The organism is Streptomyces sp. NPDC086554 (genome assembly GCF_040686095.1).
Taxonomy (GTDB): Bacteria; Actinomycetota; Actinomycetes; order Streptomycetales; family Streptomycetaceae; genus Streptomyces.
This window is the reverse complement of the sequence record NZ_JBFBJK010000008.1, coordinates 37,109-57,393: the sequence shown is the minus strand read 5'-3', so window position 1 is coordinate 57,393 and position 20,285 is coordinate 37,109. Positions and strand designations below refer to the sequence as shown.

Sequence of the window (20,285 nt, the reverse complement as noted above, 5' to 3'; positions counted from 1 at the left end):
GCACATGGCGCGATCATACGGAGCCGGGGCCACCACCCCGGCGGTGAGATCATGACCGCTCGGACAGCCGCGGAACGGGGAGGGGCAGAACGTGGCGCAAGGGCGAGTGACGTACCAAGTCAGATACGCGACAACTCCGCCGATCGTCGTGAGCCTCGGCGAAGGCGAACGGCGCGAAGCGGCGCGTGAGGTCGGCCAGCTGTGCCGTGACCCCGAGGCCCCCGAGCCCGCGCGCCGGCGCTCCGAGCGCGCCTTTCACATCGTGACCGACGGGCAGGCCCTCATCGCACGGGTGACGACCGAGCAGCCCCTCGGCTCCCGCGTGAGCGGCCGCGCAGGGGTCTACCTCGTCGAGGACCCGTACGGCGCCCCGCTCGCCCGGATCACGCTCCGCCGCCGCCCGCTGCTGCGGTTCGGCCGTACGCAGTGGACCGTCGAGCCGGTCAACGGCCCTGCCCTGTGCGGCTATCGGGGCCGTCTGCTGTGGTGGGCGGTGTGGTGGCCCATCGGCCTGCCGCTCAGTGTGGTGTGGGGCATCACGTCTCTCCTGGGCGAGGGCGACGGCGGTTTCGGCGCGCCGCGCCGGGTGATCTGGCGCGAACCGTCGGGCCGGGCGCGGCTGGTCTTCCGGGGTGTGGCGGACGAGTACCGCGTGCTGGGCGACGGCTTGGACCCGCGCCTGGTCACCGCTCTGGTGGGACTGCACCAGTCGTTCGACCCGTCAGAGGGTGGCGGCGCGCTGGGCTGGTACGAAAGTGAGGGTGGGGCAGTTCCACAGTGATGCGGATCCCGCCGCCGGAGCGCGGGGTGAGGGTGAGTGTTCCGTCATGTGCCTGGGCGATGGTCTTGACGATGGCCAGGCCGAGGCCGACGCCTGCGTGGTCGGTGTGGATGCGCTCGGTGCCGCGCTGGAATGGTTCGGTGAGCGTCGAGACCCGCTGTGCGGTGAGCTTCTCGCCGGTGTTCTCGACGGTGAGCACCACAGTCCCGGGGCGGACGGTGGTGGTGACCCAGACGCCGCCCTGTTCAGGCAGGTTGTGGACGATCGCGTTGTGCACGAGGTTCGTGGTCAGCTGCAGCAGGAGCGCTCGTGATCCGATCGTGGGGGCGATGTCGCCGCGGGTCTCGATGGTGACGCCGTGCTTCTCCGCGAGGGGGAGAAGTGTCTCGGTGGCTTCTTCCGCCATGAGGGACAGATCGACGTGTTCTCGGGTGAAGGACCGTTGGTTGGCGCGGCTGAGCAGGAGCAGCGCCTCGGTGAGGTCGATCGCCCGGGTGTTGACGGCGTGGAGGCGGTCGATGACTTCACCGGTGTCGGCGCTCGGATCGGTGCGCGCCACGTCGATCAATGCCTTCGAGATCGCCAGCGGGGTGCGCAACTCGTGTGAGGCGTTGGCTGCGAATCTCTGCTGTTCGGCGACGTGCGCTTCGAGCCGGGCGAGCATCGCGTCGAAGGCGTCGGCCAGTTCGCGGAACTCGTCCTTGCGGCCCGGCAGCCGGATCCGGTGGGAGAGCGATCCGTGCGTGGCCATGCGGGTGGCGTCCGTGATGCGGGTCAGTGGGGCGAGCATGCGGCCGGCGAGGATCCACCCTCCCACGAGGCCGAACACCAGCAGGAACGCCAGTACGGCGGCGGCCCTCGGAGCGAAGACGTCCTGGAGGACGGACCGGACGGGAAAAACACCGTCGGGCCTGTCATCGGGGTTGATGAGCATCGCACGGTCGGGGACGTAGCGCAGGAGGAACACCCACACCGCCGCGAGCAGCAAGGCGCCCGCGACCATGAGGAATCCGGCGTAGCTGAGGGTGAGTTTGAGGCGAACGCTCCGCCCGGGTGCCCTATCCACGCTTGTCTCCCTCGTCTCCCTCGTCTCCCTCGTGTCCCTCGTGTCCGACCCCTGATTGCGTGTCGATGCGGTAGCCGACGCCCGGCACGGTGGCGATGATCCAGGGTTCGCCGAGACGCTTGCGCAGAGCCGAGACGGTGATGCGCACGGCGTTGGTGAACGGGTCGGCGTTCTCGTCCCAGGCGCGCTCCAGGAGTTCTTCGGCGCTGACGACACCGCCTTCGGCGGCGACGAGGACTTCGAGCACGGCGAACTGTTTCCGGGTGAGCGCGACGTAGCGGTCGTCTCGGTAGACCTCGCGGCGGAACGGATCAAGGCGCAGGCCCGCGATCTCTCGCACGGGTGGCCTGGTATGGGCGCGCCTGCGATCGAGCGCCCTCAGCCGCATGACGAGCTCTCGAAGCTCAAACGGTTTGGTGAGGTAGTCGTCGGCGCCGAGTTCGAACCCGGAGGCCTTGTCGTCGACTCGGTCGGCCGCGGTGAGCATGAGGATCGGCATGCCGCTGCCGGAGGCGACGATGCGTTTGGCGATCTCGTCACCGGAAGGGCCGGGGATGTCGCGGTCGAGGACGGCGATGTCGTAGGCATTGATGCCCAGCAGTTCCAGAGCGGTGTCCCCGTCACCTGCGATGTCGGCGGCGATCGCTTCCAGGCGGAGGCCATCGCGGATGGCATCCGCCAGATAGGGCTCGTCCTCGACGATCAGCACACGCATGTCATCAAGGCTACGAGCCGGGACATATCGTCGACGTATCGAAAACCGCATACGGGCCGGCAACATCGCGCTGCCTTGACTGGCGGCATGGCTCGAACACCACCAGCAGCACGGACCCCGAACCGCCGGATACCGGACCGCAGGCTTCGATGGCTCCTTGCCGTCGGCCTGGCAGTCGTCGTGGCGGTGATCGCCGCGGCCCTCGTCCACCAGGTGCCGAAGCTCTCGTCCTCCGCGGCTCGCTCGTCGCTCTCACCTTCCTTTTCCTTCGACGACGCGAGTCCGGCCGTGACCAACCTCGATCCAGCTCTGCTCAAGGCCCTCCGCCAGGCCGCGACGGCTGCCGCGGACGACGGAGTCGAGTTCTACGTCAACAGCGGCTGGCGCTCCCCGGAGTACCAGAGTCAGCTCCTTCGCGAGGCAGTCTCCAAGTACGGGTCCGAAGAGGAGGCCGCCCGCTGGGTGGCCACCGCGGAGACGTCGCCGCACGTGTCGGGCGACGCAGTCGACATCGGGCGCTCCGACGCGACGGCGTGGCTGTCCGAGCACGGTGCCGAGTACGGGCTGTGCCAGATCTACAAGAACGAACCCTGGCACTACGAACTGCGCACCGACGCGATCGAACGTGGTTGCCCGCGGATGTACGCCGACCCCACCCAGGACCCGAGGATGCAGCGGTGACCAGCAGTGAACGAGGACAGACGATGACGCAGGCGGGTACGGCGGGAACGGCGGACACGGCCGAGCCCGGAAAGGGCGGTGCCGGCCCCCGGAATACCGGTTCCGGCTCCGGCACCTGGCGCACACGCCTCCGCCGGGCAATCCGCACCGCCTCCCGCCCGGAGCCCTGGAAGCGCGGCCCGGTGCTCGCGGCGCTGACGCTGCTGCTCGGCCTGCTCCTGCTGCTGCACGGGCAGATCCCGAACCGGATCGGGGGCCTCGGCAGCCTGGTGGAGTCGCTCCTGCCGTGGTTCGGCCTGTTCGTCCCGGTACTGCTTGCCGCAGCACTGTGGCGCCGCTCCGCCACCGCGGTCGTCGCGCTGCTGCTGCCGGTGGTGGGGTGGCTGAGCCTCTTCGGCGGGCTGCTCATAGACAAGTCCCACTCGGGCGGCGACCTCACCGTGGTGAGCCACAACGTCGGCGCCGACAACCCCGACCCGGCAGGCACCGCCCGCGACCTGGCCGCCTCCGGTGCGCAGCTGCTGGCCCTGGAGGAGATCGCCCCAGAGGCCGAGGGCGCGTACGAGAAGGAGCTGGCGAAGACGTACCCGCACCACACCGTGCAGGGCACGGTCGGGCTGTGGAGCAAGCTGCCGCTGTCGGACACCGAGCCGGTCGACATCAAGCAGGACGTCGGGCCGCTCGGGGACACCAAGCCGGCCGAGGTCAAGATGGCCTACAACCGGGCGCTGCGCACCACAGTGACCACGGACCAGGGTCCGCTTGCGGTGTATGTGGCCCACCTGGGTTCCGTGCGCGTGGTTCCCAGGACTGGCTTCTGGACGGACACCCGGGACCGCAACGCGCAGGCGCTCGCCGAGGCCGTCGCCGCCGAGCAGAACGAGCGGGTGGTGCTGCTCGGCGACCTGAACGGCACCATGGACGACCGCGCGTTCACCGGCATCACTTCGCAGCTGCGCTCGGTCCAGGACGTGGCCGGGGACGGCTTCGGCTTCAGCTGGCCCGCGAAGTTCCCGATGGCGCGGATCGACCAGATCCTGGTCAAGGGCGTGGAACCGGCGAGCTCGTGGACGCTGCCGGCCACGGGCAGCGACCACCTGCCGGTGGCGGCCGGAATCAGCTGGTGAACATGGCGTGGCGCCTCCGGACCCGGCCGCATCTGGGGCGGAATCCCCTCCGACGACCTGGCCGCCGCCGGCCGCGTCCTCGCCCTGGTCACCGAGCGCGCCGACGCGGAGCTTGCGGCGCTGACCGCCTGACCGCGCCGCTCAGGGGAGCATGCGGGCGAACAGCCGGGGCAGCGGGTGGAAGCGGTAGCGGCCCGGCGCCCGGGACTCCAGGAACTGCACGTCGAGGAGTTGCTCCAGGATCGCCTCGGTCGCCGGCGGGGCGCCGCCCGTCGTCGCTGCCGCCTCCGCCACCGTCAACTCGCCCTGTTCCACGGCCAGTAGCGGGAGCGCGAGAGCTGCTGCCCGGCCGGTGGGACCGCGGGTCAGCAGCTCTCTGTGGCCCGCTTCCAGGGCGGCACGCATGTCCAGGTCCGCGAAGGACAGTTCCGCCAGGCGGCGCGCGGGGTCGGCGAGCCGGCCCGCGAGTTCCCGTACCGGCCACCGGGGGCGTGCCGCGAGGCGGGCGCCCGCGATGCGCAGGGCCAGGGGGAGGTGACCGCAGTGCCGCGCGATCGCCTCGGCGGCGTCGCGTTCGGCGCCCAACCGCCCCTGGCCCGCCCAGAGTTCGAGCACCGCAATGGATGCCGGGGGCCGCAGCGGTGTCAGGTGGAGGTGGCTGGCGCCGTTCAGGGCGGCGAGGACACCGAGGCTGGTGACCAGGACCGCGCAGCCGTGCGCCGCGGGCAGCAGGGGCCGGACCTGGGCGGCGTCCCGGGCGTTGTCCAGGACGATCAGGACCCGGCGCTCGGTGAGCAGCGTGCGGTAGGCCGCCGCCGCGTCCGCCGCGCTGCACGGATACAGCCTCGGCGCACCCGATGCGCAGAGAAATCGCCTGAGGACGTCGACGGGGGGAACGGGACGCTCGTCGTGGCGTGAGCCCCGCAGGTCGGCATAGAGCTGGCCGTCGGGGAACCGATCGGCGAGTCGATGGGCCGCGTGCACGGCGAGCGCCGACTTGCCGACACCGCTGGGCCCGTCGAGCGCGACCACGACGGGGCCGCTGCCCCGCGACCCCGGGCGGAGCACGTCGAGTGCCGCCAACTCCCAGTCGCGGCCGGGGAGTTCGGGGACATCAGCGGGCAGCTGGCGCGGGGCGGGCGGCAGCGGACCGACGTCGTCCGTACCGAGCGGGCCCGTGCGTCCGCCCGCGGCCGGACGGGAGCGGCGCGCCTCCTCGACGCGGTCGCGGGCCGTCGCGAGGAGCCGCAGTTCGCGGCCGGTGGCGCCGAGCAGCTGGACCAGTGTGTCGAAGCGGTCCGTCGGCGGGAGGGTCTTGCCCGCGAAGTAGTCGCCGATCACGCCGTGCGCCCAGCCCGTACGCGCCGCGAGCTGCCGGTAGGTGAGCTGTGCGCCGCCGTTCCTGCGCGCGGCGCGTCTGCGCAACTGGCGCAGCAACGCGGCCAGTGCATCCGTCGTGTCCACGTAGTCCACCGGGCCGACCCCTGCCGCCGTCTCCCGCGGTCCCCCGCCCTGCGGGTGTTCCGCCGCCCCCGTCGCCCCCGTCGCCTCTGACACCGTTCGCATCCTCCGCACCGGCTCGCGCCGGCGACGCCCTGTGACCGTCGCCCGGCCGAGACCATCCGGATCTGTCCGGTGGTGCCCGACTTCGCGGACCGCACCCAGGGGCGCGTTGCGAACATCCGACTACCGCTCGGATCCCGCGTATCGGCGACCGGGCACCGCACCGGCTGTCACTACGGCATTCGTGGAATGCCGTCCGCCGGTTTGGTGCCGCTTCCCGCCGGATGCCGGACACCGGGCGTCGCAACACCGCACGAGCGACATCGCACGACCGACACACCGCACGACCGACGTCGGACAACCGGCATCGGACAACCAAGGAGGCACGACCTATATGAGTAGGGTCTGCAACAAATCCCCCAACCTGCCTGACGGCAGCGCGGCCGAACAGTCCCTGTACAAGCGCGTGGACGGGCCCATCGCCACCGGTTCGGCCCACTTCATGCGGGCGGGCAGTGAGCTTCACCTGATGCACTCCGACCTGGAGCTCAACGACGTGCGCCAGGCCGCGCTGCGGGTGCGCTGCGCCGCCGCTGCGGTCCAGGCCGGGCTTGTGGAGTACCGCACGTCCCACCGCGCCGCCCAGGAGCTTGGCTTCTACCCGGTCCACGACGAGCGGCTGCGGGCCGCGGGCGGCGGGACCGCCCCGGTGCGCGAGACGCTCGGCACTGCCCGGGACGCGGACCTCGTCCAGCTGGACAAGGCCGCCATCGAGGCCATCGCGCTCCGCTACGAAGAGGGCGGGGACGAGGCGGCGTTCGGCCACTTCGTCACCGCGCTTGCCGCGTTCTCGGCGGACCTCGACGGCTTCGCGGCATACGCCGATGTGGCGGGTCCCGCGGACTGGCAGCGCGTCGCCTGGCAGTTGCTCACCGCGTTCGACCGCATCCGGATCTACGGCCAGGCACTGGCCGTCATCAACATCCTCGGCATGACACCCGGCGCCGTCGCGGTCGTCGGCGCCGGAAACGGAAGGAGCAACGGGATATGAGCGCGGTCTGCAACAAGTACCTCAGCCTCAGCGCGGAGGACCTGCGCGACAAGAAGCAGTTGGCGCAGGCGGCGGGCACCGAACTGACCGCGGCGAGCAGCGAGGTGTGCCGGGCGCTCGAACTCGCCGAGCACGGCGACGGTCTTGCCGCCGCCTCGGTGTACGCCGCCGCGGCGAAGGACCGGCTCGGCGCCGCCGCCCGGATGCTGGCCCAGGTGGCCGACATCCTCGCGACGGGCACCCTCACCGCGGAGACGGCCGCGTGGGCCGGCAGGCTCGACTACGACCGGCTCTACCGCTCGGGCCTCAGCCTCGGCCAGGTGCCGCACTCGGCCGAGCTGTGGCAGGCGTTCACCTGGCAGGCCAGGACGGGCGGCCCGCTGGGCATCTGCCACGACATGCGCGAGCGCACCCTCGCCGTGGCCGTGCTCATCGGTGACTGGCTGGAGCGGACCGACGACGCGGCGGCGGACACCGCGCTGACGCGGATCCAGTCCGCGATGGCCGACCTGGCCGCGTACGCCCAGATCGTGGCCTTCGCCAACAAGGTGGAGCCCCGGGACCCGGCGTGGGTGGTGCCGCAGGGCACTGCCGCGTAGTCGTCCGTGGGCAGAAAGTCCGTAGCCGGAAAGTCAGTTGGCAGAAAGCCCGTTGGTAGATGCAGGAGGAGCGCCGGCCCGGGCCTGCGCTCCTTCCGCGTGCCCGTCACCGGTAGGCGCGCGCCTGGATTCCGTACATCTGCGCATAGCGGCCACCTCGTGCGAGGAGTTCCTCGTGCCGGCCCGTCTCGGCGACCCGACCGTGGTCGAGTACGACGATGAGGTCCGCGCCCCGTACGGTCGAGAACCGGTGCGAGACCAGCAGCGTGACCGTGCCCGGATCGCCGCCGTAGGGCCAGGGGCGGCGCGCGGCCTCGATGTACCGCTCGAAGATGACGTGCTCGGTCTCCGCGTCCAGGGAGGCGGTCGGCTCGTCCAGGATGCGCAGCAGGGGTGCCGGACGCATCAGGGCGCGCGCGAGCGCCAGCTTCTGCCACTGGCCCGTCGACAGATCGACGCCGCGCTCCCAGCGGCTGCCCAGCTGGGTGCCGAGACCGTCCGGCAGCGTGCCGGGCAGGTCGGCGGCGCCTGCCCGGTCAAGAGCGGCAACTACAGTCCGCGGGCGGCCGATTCGTGGCAGATCCCCGACGCCGACCGTCTCGCGCAGAGCGAACTCGAAGCGTACGAAGTCCTCGAACGCGGCGCCGATCCGCTCGCGCCACCGCTCCGGGGCGAGGGCGTCGAGGCGGACCCCGTCGAGCGTGATCCGGCCCCGCGTCGGCTCGTACATCCGGCACAACAGCTTGACCAGGGTGGACTTCCCGGAGCCGTTCTCACCGACCAGGGCCACCACTCCCCCGACAGGCAGCAGCAGTTCGACGTCGTGCAGTGTGGCAGCGGCGGTGCCCGGATAGCGGAAGGAAAGACCTTCGACGGCGATGCCCTGCCGCAGCCTCGACGGCACTGCCGCACCGGAGGCGTTCACGGGCGCGAGGCTCGACTGATCCGCGTACGCACGCAGCCAGCGCAACCTCTCGGCGCTCTGCAGGAGTTCGACGACGGCGCCCGTGGCCTGCACGAGTCCGCCGACATGACCGGTGAACCGTCCGGCCAGAACGACGGCGAGCAGTACGGCGCCGAGGCCGGTGTGTCCGGTCACCGCGAGGTGCACGACGAAAGCGACCGCGCCGATCAGGCCGAGCGAGTTGAGCAGTCCGGCCGCGCAGCCGATCGCGGTGACCCGCCACTGCGCCCGGCTCTTCACCCCGTCCGCGCGGCCGCGCAACTCCCCTACCCTGGCCCACAGTTCGGGCCCGGCATCGAAGACGCGCAGCTCCTTGCCCGCCGCCGGTGAGGTGGCGAGGCGGGCAAGGCGTCCGGCGAGCCGGTAGTCGGCCGCCGTGGCCTCTTGGGCGCGGGCGATGACGCCGCGGGCGGAGATCTGCAGGCGCAGGGCGAGTGCCCCGATGAGCGGCAGCACAAGGAGGGCGGGGTGGACGGTGGCGAGCAGCGCGGCCGTCACCAGGAAGCCGCCGAGCTGTTCGAGCAGGTTGAGCACCCAGTTGAGCAGTGCGCCCATGGCCAGGGTGCGGTCGCGCAGCAGGTGGAGCCGGTCCTGGAAGGCGGGCGACTCCTGGTGGCGCAGCCCGGGAATGCCCGCGGCGAGCCGGGCGAGGAGACGGTCGAAGGCGAAGCCCACCCGCTCGCTGAGCCCGATCCTGGCCCCGATGGCGGCGAGTTCGACCGCCTCCCACACGCCGAGGCTCACCACAAGCAGGAGCGCGGCCGTCACCGTGGATTCAAGGAGCCCCTGTTGCGCGCCCTCGGCCATGGACCTCAGCCAGAGGGCCTGCAGGGCCGCGAGTCCGGCCGCGGCGGGCACGAGCAGCAGCCCGAGCACGGCGAGTTTCCAGGACTCCCGGAAGGACTCGACGACCAGGGTGCGCAGCGCGTCGAGCACATCGCGCCAACCGCGTCCGGAGACTTCGGGGACGTCGCCTCCGACGGGGCCTTCCGCCACGGCAGGCGATGCCCCCGGGGACTCACAGGCGGCAGCGGCACCGTCCCGGGGCTCAGCGCCACCGAAGCCACCGTCACCGTCACTGTCATCGTCACCGCCGACGAATCGCTCCGCCTGCAGCCGATACATCCGGGCGTACCTGCCGCCCGACACCATCAACTCCTCGTGCGTGCCGCTCTCCGCGATCCGCCCGCCGTCCATGACATGGATGAGATCGGCCTTGCGTACGCCCGAGAAGCGGTGCGAGACCAGGATCGTGGTGGCGCCCCCGCTCACCGTGAGGAACCGGTCGAAGAAGGCGGCTTCCGCCCGCGCGTCGAGATGCGCGGTGGGCTCGTCGAGCACGAGCACGGCCCCCGATCGTGCCGCCAGGAGCGCGCGGGCGAGCGCGACGCGCTGCCACTGGCCCGCGGACAGGTCGGCGCCGCCCGCGAACTGCCGGGAGAGCACGGTGTCCCAGCCCGCCCCGAGCGTACGGGGCAGCTCGGCAGCGTCGGCCAACTCCAGGGCACGCTCCAGGGCACGTGGGTCGGCGCCCATGTCCGGGGCGCCCATCGCCACGTTGTCGCGCAGCGTCAGCGGATACCTCACGAAGTCCTGGAAGACGACGGAGATTCCACGGCGCCACTGCCGCGCGTCGCACTCCCGCACGTCCGCGCCGTCCACGGTGATACGCCCGGCGTCCGGCTCGTACAGCCGCGCGAGAAGTTTGATCAGCGTCGTCTTGCCGGAGCCGTTCGCCCCGACGATCGCCACGGAGGTCCCGGCCGGTATCTCCAGGTCGAGGCCGCGCAGTACGGGATTGTCCGTGCCGGGATAGGTGAAGTCCACGGCTTCGAAGGCGATGCGGCGGCGGACTTCCGGGGCCCTCCCCCTCAGGTGACCGTTCCGGTCGCTGTCGGCGGTCCCCCGCCGCTCCAACGCCGCGAGCGACCGCAGCCCCAACAACGCGTCGCGCACCATGAGATCGTCATCGCCGACCCAGCCGAGTGCGGGCAGGGCGAGCGCCGCCTGGGCGCTGATCACCAGCTCGGTGAGGCTCAGTTCACCGCGCGCGGCGGTGAAGGCCGCGTACCCCAGGACCACGCCCTCCGCGAGCACCACGAACCCCACCGCGCCGTAGGCGTGCCGCGCGGCCGTACCCCGGGTGGCCCAGACCCTGGCCATGCCCGACTGCCAGACGGCCGTCATCCGGTCGGCGAGCCAGTCACCGAGCCCGAAGACACGTATCTCCTTGGCGGGCTCGGGATCCACGGCAAGTGACCGCAGATAGCCCGCCCTTCGGATCACCGCGCTCGTCGACTCCATGCTGCCGTGCACCTGGCGCGACAGCCGCAGATAGGAGCGGTAGGTCAGCACCGCGGCGAGCCCGAGCAGCGGCGGCGCCCACCACGCGAGCGGCGCCAACAGGAAGAGCAGGCCTATCCCTTCGAGCCGGGGACGCACGATCTCGGGCAGCAGGACGGCGAGTTGGTCCGGCCGGGTGCCCGGCTCGGTGGCCAGGCGCAGCGTATCGGCGTACCCCGGCTCTTCTAAGTGTCCGATGCCGTCCGGCCCTGTTCCGGCCGCGATGGCCCGGTCCTCCACCACGCCGGCCGCCCGCAGCCGCAGCACCGCCGCGAGCCCGCTGTCCAGGGCGCGCAGTCCCGTGCGTACGAGAATCAGCACCGCGAACACGGTGAGGACGGCCAGCGCGTGCCGGGCCTCGGCGGACCCGGCGCCCGTTGTCACGGCTCCCGGCAGCGCGCCGACGAGCCGTCCGGTCGCGACCACGATGAGCGGGCCGGTGAGCGCCTCGCAGACCACGGTCAGGGCGAGTGCGACGGTGTGCCGGGGCCCGGCCCGCCACAACAGCATTACCGCGGCCGTCCATTCCTGCCGTGTACGCATACCGGTCTCCTGAGCAGCGCGCCATTGGGAGCCCGATGCTCACAGAGGGGCAGACCGACCGGTCGACGGTCCCGGCCGCGACCGGACGCAGCCGGTCGCCGGCGGTATGCGCCGTCTCGTCATCCGGCCCGCCCTGCCCGACGACAGGCTGATCGGTTAGAAAGGTACGGACCCGGCCGCCGTCCCCCCGAGGCGCCGCCGGGACGCTTCTCCACCCACCGTCGAAGTCCATCCAGAGGTCGTACGCACATGCCCGCCGCCGCAGCTCCCTGGCTGCTCCTCGCCGTCTTCTCCGGCACCCTGATCTCCCTGCAGGCCCGTATCACCGGGGAGCTCGCCGCCGGGCTCGGCGGTGACGGTTTCGCAGCCGCGGCGATCTCGTTCGGCTCAGGGTTCGCGGTGCTTGCCCTCGGGCTCCTTGTGCTGCGAAAGCCCCGCCGTGGGGCGGGCCTGGTGCTCTCGGACGTACGCAGCGGGCGGCTCAAGTGGTGGCAGGTGCTCGGCGGATTCGGGGGTGCGGCCTTTGTGCTCACGCAGGGGCTGACCGTCGGCGCGCTCGGTGTCGCACTGTTCACGGTCGCGATCGTCGCGGGCCAGGTCACGGGAGGGCTGCTCTTCGACCGGATGGGGCTCGGGCCCGCCGGACCGCAGCGGCCCACGCGGCGCCGGGTCGTCGGCGCGGTGCTTGTGCTCGCGGCCGTGGGTCTTTCGATGGCGGACAAACTGGGCGGCGGGTTCCCGTACGCGATGCTGTTGCTCCCGCTGGTGGCCGGCATCTGCGTGAGTTGGCAGCAGGCGGTCAACGGGCATGTGAAGAACGCCGCGGGATCCGCGTACGCGGGGACGTTCTTCAACTTCCTCGCAGGTACAGGTGCGTTGAGCGCCGTCTTCCTGGTGCACGCCGTGGCGACGGGGCTTCCCTCCCGCCTGCCGGCCGAGCCGTACCTCTATCTCGGCGGTCTGGTCGGCATCTCCTTCATCACCATCGCGGTCGCCACGGTGCAGAAGCTCGGCGTCCTGGTGCTCGGACTGTGCACGATCACCGGCCAGTTGGCCGGTTCCCTCGCCCTCGACCTGCTGCTGCCGCACGGTGATACGCAGGTCACGGCGGCCACGGTCGCAGGCGTCGTGCTCGCGCTCGCGGCGGTCTCGGTCGCGGCGCTCTCGGGTACGCGGACGAGCCGCGTCGTCGCCACGGCTCCTGGCGCAGCACGGCCGACAGCAGATCCGTGCCCAGCGTCGTCATCGCGGGAAGGTTGAGGGTGTAGCGGATGTAGCGACCGTGCCGTTGCTCTTTCAGCAGGCCGGCACGGCGCAGTACGGCGAGGTGGCGGGAGACCTCCGGGGCTGTCAGCCTTGTCCTGGAGTCAGCGCCACAGCCCTCGTCACCGTCCTCGCCCCGGCTCATGCCCTGGGGGGCACCCTCGCCCGCTTCGAACTCTCCACGGGCTTCGGCCTCGCCGTCTCCCCGGCGGTCGCCTGGTGGGGTCAGGCGCAGCAGTCGCATCCGGGGCGACAACCACGTGCGTCCTCTTCGGCGTTGGCGACAGGCGCCGTAGCGGCGGCCGGGACCGCGCAGCATCCCTTGCCCTGCCAGGCGTCGCGGCCTTCCTTGACGGCGACGGCGGCGATGACCAAGGCAGCGATGGGATCAGCCCAGGACCAGCCGAGGGTGGCGTTGAGGACCAGGCCCACCAGAAGGACGGCGGACAGGTACGTGCACAGGAGTGTCTGCTTGGAGTCGGCGACCGCGGAGGCGGAGCCGAGCTCGCGGCCGGCCGTGCGCTGAGCGGCGGACAGGAACGGCATCACCGCGAGGGAGAGAGCGGCGATGACAATGCCGGGGATGGAGCGTTCAGCCTCGCCGGTGCCGGTCAGGGCGCGGGCGGCGTCGACAGCGACGTACGCGGCAAGCGCGAAGAACGAGACCGCGATGATCCGCAGCGTGCGCTGCTCACGCGCCTCACGGACGGCATGGTCGCGGGCGGAGAACTGCCAGGCCACGGCCGCGGCGGATGAGACCTCGATGACCGAGTCCAGGCCGAAGCCGATCAGCGCGGTGGAGGAGGCGATCGAACCGGCCGTGATGGCGACGATCGCCTCGATGACGTTGTAGGTGATGGTCGCTGCCACCAGGAGCCGTATCCGGCGGGTGAGCGCGTCGCGGCGGACCTGGGTGGGCCCGAGGGACATCGATATCTCGGCGGCCATCAACAGCAGCCCTTCTTCTCGGCGTCCGGGCAGGTGCGGTCGGTCTCGACGGCCACCACGGCGGTGCGCAGGTCATCGAGTGCGTGGCCGAGGCGCGCGTCGGCGAGTTCGTAGCGGGTGCGGCGGCCGTCGGGCACGGTGACGACCAGGCCGCAGTCGCGCAGGCAGGCAAGGTGGTTCGACAGCCGGGTACGGGAGATGCCGAGCGCGTCGGCGAGGTCGGCCGGGTAGGCGGGGGCATCGCGCAGGGCGAGCAGGATGCGGCAGCGGATCGGGTCGGCGAGCGCGCGGCCGAACCTGGCAAGGACCTCGATGTCAGAGGCAACAGTCAGCACACCTCAACAGTACATCCAATCCTGAATTCATGAAATCGTGGACTCTAGCGTGGACTCTGGCGCCGGGTGGCGGTGTGGCGGGAACTGCGCAGGATCGGGGCCCTCTCGCTGGGCCAGGGCATCTGGGCCGTGCCGGACGCCGCCCGCTTCCGGGAGATGTTCACCGCCGCCCGCTCGGCGGACTGGACGGAATTCGCGGACTGCGGCAAGTTCGAGGAGGAGATCGCCAAGGAGATCCGTACGTCCAAGTTCACCCTGGCCGAGCTGGACGTCTTCGGCGCGCTGCACGCTGGTGACGAGGAGGCCTTGTGAGCCGGCAACCGATAACCCCCGCTGCCCCGAAGCGGGCCATGTGGCCGCTGTACGCCGCCGGGTTCACCACTGCCTTCGGCGCGCACGGCATCGCCGCCAACCTCGGCGGGTTCTCCGCGGACGCCGTCACTTCCCTCCTGGTCCTGGGCGGTCTGCTCGCCCTGTACGACGGCGCCGAAGTCGTCCTCAAGCCGGTCTTCGGATCGCTCGCCGACCGCATCGGCGGCAAGCCGGTCCTGCTCGGCGGCCTGATCGCGTTCGCCGCCGCCTCCGCGCTGTACGCCGTCGCGGACAGTCCCGGCTGGCTGTGGGCGGCGCGCCTGGGCCAGGGCGCCGCGGCCTCCGCCTTCTCCCCGTCCGCTTCCGCGCTCGTGGCCCGCCTCAACCCCGCGGCCAAGCGCGGCCGCGCGTTCGGCAGTTACGGCTTCTACAAGTCCATCGGCTACACCCTCGGCCCGCTGCTCGGCGGCGTCCTCGTCTGGGCGGGCGGGCTGCGCCTGTTGTTCACGGTGATGGCCGTGTGCGCGGCGGCCGTCGCGCTGTGGGCCGTGCTCGCCGTCCCCGCCGTACCGCCGCTGCCCCGCAAGCGACAGACCGTCGCCGACCTCGCGCGGCGCCTGGCAGACCACTCCTTCCTCGCCCCGACCGCCGCGCTCGCCGCAGCCACCGCCGCACTCTCCGTCGGCGTCGGCTTCCTGCCCGTCTCGGGAGCCGCGGCCGGGCTCGGCACCGTGGCCACCGGCGCCGCCGTCTCCGTGCTCGCCGCCACCGCAGCCGTCGTCCAGCCCAAGGCCGGCCGCGCCCTGGACGCCGGACGCCTGAGCACCCGTACCGGCCTGCTCGCCGGACTGCTCATCACCGCCGCAGGACTCACCGCCGCGATGCTGCCCGGCCTGGCCGGGGTCCTCCTGGCCGCCGCCCTCATCGGCACCGGCACCGGTCTTGTCACCCCGCTCGGCTTCGCCGCCCTCGCCGCCTCCACCCCGGAGGAGCGCATGGGCCAGACCATGGGCTCGGCCGAACTCGGCCGCGAACTGGGCGACGCCGGCGGCCCCTTGCTCGTGGCGGGCGTGGCCACCGCCACCACCCTCACCTACGGCTACGCGGCCCTGGCTGTCCTCCTGGCCGCAGGTGCGCTGCCCGCCCTTGCCGACCGCCGCCGAACGGCACGCGCACCGAACTGACCCGTCCCTGGGCCCAAGACAGTGCGTCCACGCCGACGAGAGCTGGGAAGCGCGTCATGCGGAGCCCGCCGGCGGGCTCATGCACGAGGCCAAGTGGTCAACCACGTCATGCAGGTTCGAGCGGCGGCGGTAGACGGCACGTTGACGGTCCGCCCCGTTGCCCTCGGCGCACAGGCGTGCCCAGCCGACCCTGACCGCCTCCAGATCGCCGTGGCGGTGCAGGGCGGGCCGGATCCAGGACAGCATCCGCTGGACGTGTGTCCGCGCCGGGACGAGGCGGCCGGTGAGAGGGTCGACGCCGTGGCCCGTCAGCCCGTCGCGTGCCGCGCGCCAGCAGGCCGCGCGCAGCATCTCCGGTTCGGGCCGCGGTGCCGGCTCACCGGATGCGGCGGCTCGCAGCGCGGTGGCCGCGAGTGCCCGTACGACGGCGGCGAGCAGGACGGTGTCCTCGGCGGCGCACGCCGCGTCGGCTGTGCGGACCTCCAGGGTGGGCACGTGGTGGGAGGGCCTGATGTCCCAGTACAGGGCGCTGCGGTCCATGATCGCGCCGGTGGCCACGCAGCGGTCCACGAGTTCGTCGAAGTGGGCCGGGGACTCGAAGTACGGCGGTGGGCCGGATACCGGCCACCGGGCCCAGACCATCGTGCGCCAACTTGCGTAACCGGTGTCCCGCCCTGCCCAGTACGGCGAGTTCGCGAGGAGAGCGATGAGCACCGGTAGCCAGGGCCGCAGCCAATTGCTGACCCGGAGCGTGCCGGCCGGGTGGTCCGGGATGCCGATGTGGATGTGGCAGGCGCAGACGGTCTGTTCGTCGTCAAGAGCGCGGAACTCCGCGACGCTCTGCAGGTAGCGCGCGCCCGCGACGACGGGAGGCGGTGCGGGCTCGTCGAGGACGGGCGTTCCGCTGGAGATGGCGCGCACACCCTGCTGCTCGGCGGCAACGGTGACCGCGGCCCGCATGGCACGCACCTGCTCGGCCAGTGCGGACAGATCGGTGTGTGCCTCGGTCCGCGCCTCGACCTGATAGCGCGTCAGTTCCGTACCGACCCTCGCGCCGAGTTCGGGCGCTGCCGCGGCCACCACCTTCTCGCTGTGCGGACCGAGCTTCCGGAACACCGGGTCGACCAGCAGGTATTCCTCCTCAAGACCCACTGTCAGATGTTCCGGCACTGCCTGCACGGATGTCCTCCCTCGAACTTCGGCCGCAAGGGGCGGTCTTGCGCGTCGGGGGCGGCTCCGGCTCCACTGGACGGAGACGGTGACCATGGTGTCACGGTTGATGACCGCGGCGCAGGGTGCTTTCCGGGCATGCCGACAGCCGTGGCCGGGTGCGGATTCTCCACACGACGAGGAGCTTGGCGTGGACGAGCGGACCCAGGTACTGGTCACCGGCGGCGGACCTGCGGGCGCCACCGCCGCAACCCTGCTCGCGCGGCAGGGCTTCGATGTGACCCTGCTGGAACGGGACCGCTTTCCCCGCTACCACATCGGGGAGTCCCTGCTGCCCTCGCTGCTCCCCGTACTGGACGTGATGGGCGCACGCGAAGCGGTCGAGCGCCACGGCTTCACCCGAAAGACCGGAGCCTTCTACGGCTGGAGCGGGCAGGAGTGGCAATTGCGGTTCGACACCCCGGACCGGCCCGCCGCCTACAGTTTCCAGGTCATCCGCTCCGAATTCGACCAACTGCTCCTGGAGCATGCCCGCGCACAGGGAGTGCGGGTGCGCGAGGAGACACAGGTACGCCGTGTCGGGTTCGCGGGCGACCGCGCGACCTCGGCCACCTGGACCTCCCGGGACGGCCGCGCCGGGCAGACACACTTCCAGTGCCTCGTCGACGCCTCCGGCCGGAACGGTCTCCTGGCGGCACGCCAGTTGCGCACGCGCCGCTTCCACGACGTCTTCCGCAACGTCGCCGCCTGGGGATACTGGCGCGGTGCCGCGCCCCTGCCGGGCACCCCCGCAGGTGCCATCGGCGTCTTCTCCCTGCCCGAGCACGGATGGTTCTGGGCCATTCCCCTCCACGACGGCACCCTCAGCGTCGGCCTGGTGACGGACAAGCGCTCCTTCAACCGGGCGCGGGATCAACACGGCTCCATCGACGGCCTCTACGCGGAGGCGCTCACCCAGTGCCCGTTGCTTGACCGCATGCTGGCCGGTGCAAGGCGCGTCTCAGGGCTCAAGGTGGAGAGCGACTACTCCTACGTGGCCGAGGAGTTCTGCGGCCCCGGCTACTACCTCGCCGGGGACGCCGCCTGCTTCCTGGACCCTCTCCTGTCCACGGGCGTCCATCTGGCCATGTACAGCGGGCTGCTCTCCGCCGCCGCGATCGGCAGCGTGCTGCGCGGCGAACTCGACGAGGCCTCGGCCCAGCGCTTCTACCGCACCGCCTACCGGCACGCCTACGAACGCCTGCTCATCCTCGTCGGCGCCTTCTACCGGATGCACGACGGCCGCGACACCTACTTCCGCAAGGCCCAGACCCTCAGCCACCGCGACCAGCAGGACCTGCGTCTGCACGAGTCGTTCCTCAACATCGTGACCGGCGTCGAAGACCTCGGCGACGCCCAGGACAAGGCCGTCGCCACGCTGCTCGACAGACTCCGCCGGCCTCTCGACGGACACCGCGCCCAGGGCCTCGGCGGCCACGGAACCAGCCACATGGTCCCCCTGCCCACCCGCCCCGAACAGGCATCGGCCGGCCTCTACCTCACTCTCGCCCCGGTGGGGCTCCGCCGAGCGGGGGCCGACCGCACGGACTGACGCGCACTGCCTCCGGCAGGTCCTTGGTGACGACCAGTCGCCGACCAGGGGAAGGGCGGTGGGCGTGGCCCGGGCGAGTCGTCGCCGACCTCGGTGTTCAGCCGAAGATCGGGCTCTCGGTCGCATGCCACGAACTCCTCGTGGGAGAGGTCCGCCCGCCGGGTCAGGAAGATGCTGAGCTTGATCAGGACGGTCGCTACACCCTGGCCACGCTGACCGACAGCGGTCGGCAGAAGCTGGTCGACAGCGCACCGGGGCATGTCGCACAGGTGCGCCGACTCGTGTTCGACCCTCTGACCGCAGCGCAGCGCCGCCACTTCGGCGCGGCACTCTCCGGCGTCGCCGAAACCGTGCGCCGGGAGGCTGCCGGCGGCCCACCGGCTGAGCGTGCTCGCCTCAACTACCTCTGCAGGGTGAGGATTTCGGCTCCGTCGTCGGTGATGGCGATCGTGTGCTCGCTGTGCGCCGTCCGGCAGCCGGTCGCGCTTCGGAGGGTCCATCCGTCGGCGTCGGTGACGAGTTGAGCGGTGTCCGCCATGACCCACGGCTCCAGTGCGAGGAGCAGCCCGGGGCGGAGCTTGTATCCACGGCCGGGCCGCCCGGTGTTCGCGACGTGCGGGTCCTGGTGCATCGTCGATCCGATGCCATGACCTCCGAACTCGGTGTTGATCCGGTACCCCGCCTCACTGAGGACGGTGCCGATGGCATGGGAGATGTCACCGACGCGGGCCCCGGGCCCGGCAGCGGCGATCCCTGCGGCCAGCGCGCGTTCGGTCGTACTGATCATCGCGACGCTCTGCGGGGGGCGCGCGTCACCCACGATGAAGCTGATGGCGGCGTCTGCGGCGACTCCGCCCTTGGAGACGGCGAGGTCGAGGGTCAGCAAATCGCCGTCGGCAAGCGCGTAGTCGTACGGCCGTCCGTGGAGCACGGCGTCGTTGACGGCCGTGCAGATGTAGTGGCCGAACGGGCCGCGCCCGAAGGACGGCGCGTAGTCGACGTAGCAGGACTGGGCTCCGGCCTCGACGATCATTTTCTTGGCCCACCGGTCGATGTCCAGCAGGCTCGTGCCGACCGCGCTACGGCTCTTCAGTGTCTGCAGGATGTCAGCGACCAGGGCGCCGGTGTCTTTCGCCCGGGCCAGCAGGGTGGGGTTCAGGATCTCGATCATGCGACGCGCCCTTCTCACGTAACCAATAACTATACCGGTCAAACTATACCGGTACGAGAATGGGGTCATGACCTCTACGCTGTGAAGAAGTCGGCGAGCGCGCGGCCGATGTGGTCGGGGGCGTTCTCCGTCGGGATGTGATCCGCATCGGGGATGCGGATGAGCGTGGCGCGGGGCATCTCCGAGGCGAACCGTTCGGCGTATTCCACCGTCTCGTGGAGGTCGTCTTCCCCCCAGATCAGCAGCTTGGGCGTCGTGGACCGCCGCAGCGCGGGAACGAGGTCAAGGGTGTAGCGGTTGTCGGCCGCGCCCGCCAGGGCCGTCCAGGAGCGGCACACCCGCTCATCGGTCCACGGATCCGCATAGTCCGCAATCAACGACTCAGTGGCGACCCCGGCCAGCACCCCCGCAATCGCCTGCCGACGGGCGGCGAGCACGCCTTCCCCCGTGTCCCCGTCCCGGAATTGGGCCACGTGGGGCGCGGGCCAGGAGTCGTAGAGGACCGAGTTGACCAAGGCAAGGCGGGACACGTCGAGCCGGTTGTGGGCCAGGAGGTGCTGGGCGATGGCGCCGCCGATGTCGTGGCCTGCCAGGGCGATGGGGCCGGAGAGGTGCAGCGCGGAGACAAATCGTGTCACCCAGTCGGCGAGGGCCGGAACCGTGGCCGTTTCCGGGGTGAGCCGGCCTCCTGAGCGGCCAAGGCCGGGGAGGTCGACCGCGAGGGGCCGCAGCCCCGCGTCGGCGAGGCGGCCGAGTACGGGGAGCCAGACGCGGCTCCAGTACGTGCCGTGCAGCATCAGCACGGGCGGGGCGTCCCGCCGCCCTGCGGTCAAGTAGCTCGCCTGCTCGCCGTCGACCTGGACTGCCGTCCTCAGCACTGCCGTTTCGGTGGTTTCGCTCATGGACCCACTGTGTCCTGCACGGGCCGCCCGGCCGAG

General features: G+C 71.5%; 18 protein-coding genes and 3 pseudogenes. 11 read left to right on the top strand and 10 right to left on the bottom strand.

Going from position 1 to position 20,285, the window contains the following annotated elements; genetic code table 11:
- Positions 1–91: 91 nt before the first annotated feature.
- A complete protein-coding gene (locus AB0O76_RS14845; RefSeq protein WP_365489924.1) occupies positions 92–781 on the top strand; it encodes a hypothetical protein in 690 nt (229 codons plus the stop codon).
- Here AB0O76_RS14845 and AB0O76_RS14840 read toward each other — a convergent pair.
- Positions 684–1,847, bottom strand: coding sequence for a HAMP domain-containing sensor histidine kinase (locus tag AB0O76_RS14840; protein WP_365489921.1), 1,164 nt, complete (start codon positions 1,845–1,847; stop codon positions 684–686). The genes AB0O76_RS14845 and AB0O76_RS14840 overlap by 98 nt on opposite strands.
- Positions 1,840–2,562: a response regulator transcription factor gene (locus tag AB0O76_RS14835; protein WP_365489918.1), complete on the bottom strand. Its 723-nt coding sequence runs from the start codon at positions 2,560–2,562 to the stop codon at positions 1,840–1,842. The genes AB0O76_RS14840 and AB0O76_RS14835 overlap by 8 nt, the downstream gene beginning before the upstream one ends.
- Before the next feature lie 87 nt (positions 2,563–2,649).
- Between AB0O76_RS14835 and AB0O76_RS14830 the strand changes: the two genes are divergently transcribed.
- From AB0O76_RS14830 to AB0O76_RS14820, 3 genes and pseudogenes are all read left to right on the top strand, one after another.
- Positions 2,650–3,243 (top strand): M15 family metallopeptidase, encoded by a 594-nt coding sequence (locus AB0O76_RS14830; RefSeq protein WP_365489915.1) that lies wholly within the window; start codon positions 2,650–2,652, stop codon positions 3,241–3,243.
- Positions 3,240–4,370, top strand: coding sequence for an endonuclease/exonuclease/phosphatase family protein (locus tag AB0O76_RS14825; protein WP_365489912.1), 1,131 nt, complete (start codon positions 3,240–3,242; stop codon positions 4,368–4,370). Before AB0O76_RS14830 ends, AB0O76_RS14825 begins: the two co-directional genes overlap by 4 nt.
- A gap of 27 nt (positions 4,371–4,397) precedes the next feature.
- Positions 4,398–4,502 (top strand): annotated as a pseudogene (locus AB0O76_RS14820) (MarR family transcriptional regulator); the annotation flags it as partial.
- 9 nt (positions 4,503–4,511) lie between these two features.
- On the opposite strand, the gene AB0O76_RS14815 reads toward AB0O76_RS14820, so the two are convergent.
- Positions 4,512–5,927: a helix-turn-helix domain-containing protein gene (locus tag AB0O76_RS14815; RefSeq protein WP_365489909.1), complete on the bottom strand. Its 1,416-nt coding sequence runs from the start codon at positions 5,925–5,927 to the stop codon at positions 4,512–4,514.
- 340 nt (positions 5,928–6,267) lie between these two features.
- Here AB0O76_RS14815 and AB0O76_RS14810 point away from each other — a divergent pair, with 340 nt between their 5' ends.
- Both AB0O76_RS14810 and AB0O76_RS14805 read left to right on the top strand, forming a co-directional pair.
- On the top strand, positions 6,268–6,924 hold the full coding sequence (locus AB0O76_RS14810) for a hypothetical protein (protein ID WP_365489906.1): 657 nt from the start codon (positions 6,268–6,270) through the stop codon (positions 6,922–6,924).
- Entirely contained in the window at positions 6,921–7,523 is a 603-nt protein-coding gene (locus AB0O76_RS14805) for a hypothetical protein (RefSeq protein WP_365489903.1), read from the top strand. Before AB0O76_RS14810 ends, AB0O76_RS14805 begins: the two co-directional genes overlap by 4 nt.
- Before the next feature lie 106 nt (positions 7,524–7,629).
- Here AB0O76_RS14805 and AB0O76_RS14800 read toward each other — a convergent pair whose 3' ends face one another.
- Entirely contained in the window at positions 7,630–11,373 is a 3,744-nt protein-coding gene (locus AB0O76_RS14800; protein ID WP_365489900.1) for an ABC transporter ATP-binding protein, read from the bottom strand.
- 249 nt (positions 11,374–11,622) lie between these two features.
- On the opposite strand from AB0O76_RS14800, the gene AB0O76_RS14795 reads away from it, so the two are divergent.
- Complete coding sequence (locus tag AB0O76_RS14795) at positions 11,623–12,633, top strand: DMT family transporter (RefSeq protein WP_365489898.1); 1,011 nt, start codon at positions 11,623–11,625, stop codon at positions 12,631–12,633.
- On the opposite strand, the pseudogene AB0O76_RS14790 reads toward AB0O76_RS14795, so the two are convergent.
- The 3 genes and pseudogenes from AB0O76_RS14790 to AB0O76_RS14780 all read right to left on the bottom strand — a co-directional run.
- Positions 12,578–12,727, bottom strand: a pseudogene (locus tag AB0O76_RS14790) (transcriptional regulator); the annotation flags it as partial. The gene AB0O76_RS14795 and the pseudogene AB0O76_RS14790 sit on opposite strands and share 56 nt — an antisense overlap.
- A gap of 134 nt (positions 12,728–12,861) precedes the next feature.
- Entirely contained in the window at positions 12,862–13,584 is a 723-nt protein-coding gene (locus tag AB0O76_RS14785) for a cation transporter (protein ID WP_365489895.1), read from the bottom strand.
- Entirely contained in the window at positions 13,584–13,919 is a 336-nt protein-coding gene (locus AB0O76_RS14780) for a metalloregulator ArsR/SmtB family transcription factor (RefSeq protein WP_365489892.1), read from the bottom strand. The genes AB0O76_RS14785 and AB0O76_RS14780 overlap by 1 nt, the downstream gene beginning before the upstream one ends.
- Before the next feature lie 66 nt (positions 13,920–13,985).
- On the opposite strand from AB0O76_RS14780, the gene AB0O76_RS14775 reads away from it, so the two are divergent.
- Complete coding sequence (locus AB0O76_RS14775; protein ID WP_365489889.1) at positions 13,986–14,231, top strand: Chromate resistance protein ChrB; 246 nt, start codon at positions 13,986–13,988, stop codon at positions 14,229–14,231.
- Between the two features lie 38 nt (positions 14,232–14,269).
- The gene (locus tag AB0O76_RS14770; RefSeq protein ID WP_365490645.1) at positions 14,270–15,415 is read left to right on the top strand and encodes an MFS transporter; all 1,146 of its coding nucleotides are present in this window, start codon (positions 14,270–14,272) and stop codon (positions 15,413–15,415) included.
- Between the two features lie 54 nt (positions 15,416–15,469).
- Here AB0O76_RS14770 and AB0O76_RS14765 read toward each other — a convergent pair whose 3' ends face one another.
- Positions 15,470–16,594 (bottom strand): glutamate--cysteine ligase, encoded by a 1,125-nt coding sequence (locus tag AB0O76_RS14765; protein WP_365489886.1) that lies wholly within the window; start codon positions 16,592–16,594, stop codon positions 15,470–15,472.
- A 181-nt stretch (positions 16,595–16,775) separates the two neighbouring features.
- On the opposite strand from AB0O76_RS14765, the gene AB0O76_RS14760 reads away from it, so the two are divergent.
- Complete coding sequence (locus tag AB0O76_RS14760) at positions 16,776–18,176, top strand: tryptophan 7-halogenase (protein WP_365489883.1); 1,401 nt, start codon at positions 16,776–16,778, stop codon at positions 18,174–18,176.
- 188 nt (positions 18,177–18,364) lie between these two features.
- Positions 18,365–18,484, top strand: a pseudogene (locus tag AB0O76_RS14755) (MarR family transcriptional regulator); the annotation flags it as partial.
- Positions 18,485–18,576: 92 nt separating this feature from the next.
- Here the strand turns inward: AB0O76_RS14755 and map are convergent.
- A complete protein-coding gene (gene map, locus AB0O76_RS14750; protein ID WP_365489880.1) occupies positions 18,577–19,347 on the bottom strand; it encodes a type I methionyl aminopeptidase in 771 nt (256 codons plus the stop codon).
- A 74-nt stretch (positions 19,348–19,421) separates the two neighbouring features.
- Complete coding sequence (locus AB0O76_RS14745) at positions 19,422–20,249, bottom strand: alpha/beta hydrolase (protein ID WP_365489877.1); 828 nt, start codon at positions 20,247–20,249, stop codon at positions 19,422–19,424.
- Positions 20,250–20,285: the final 36 nt, after the last annotated feature.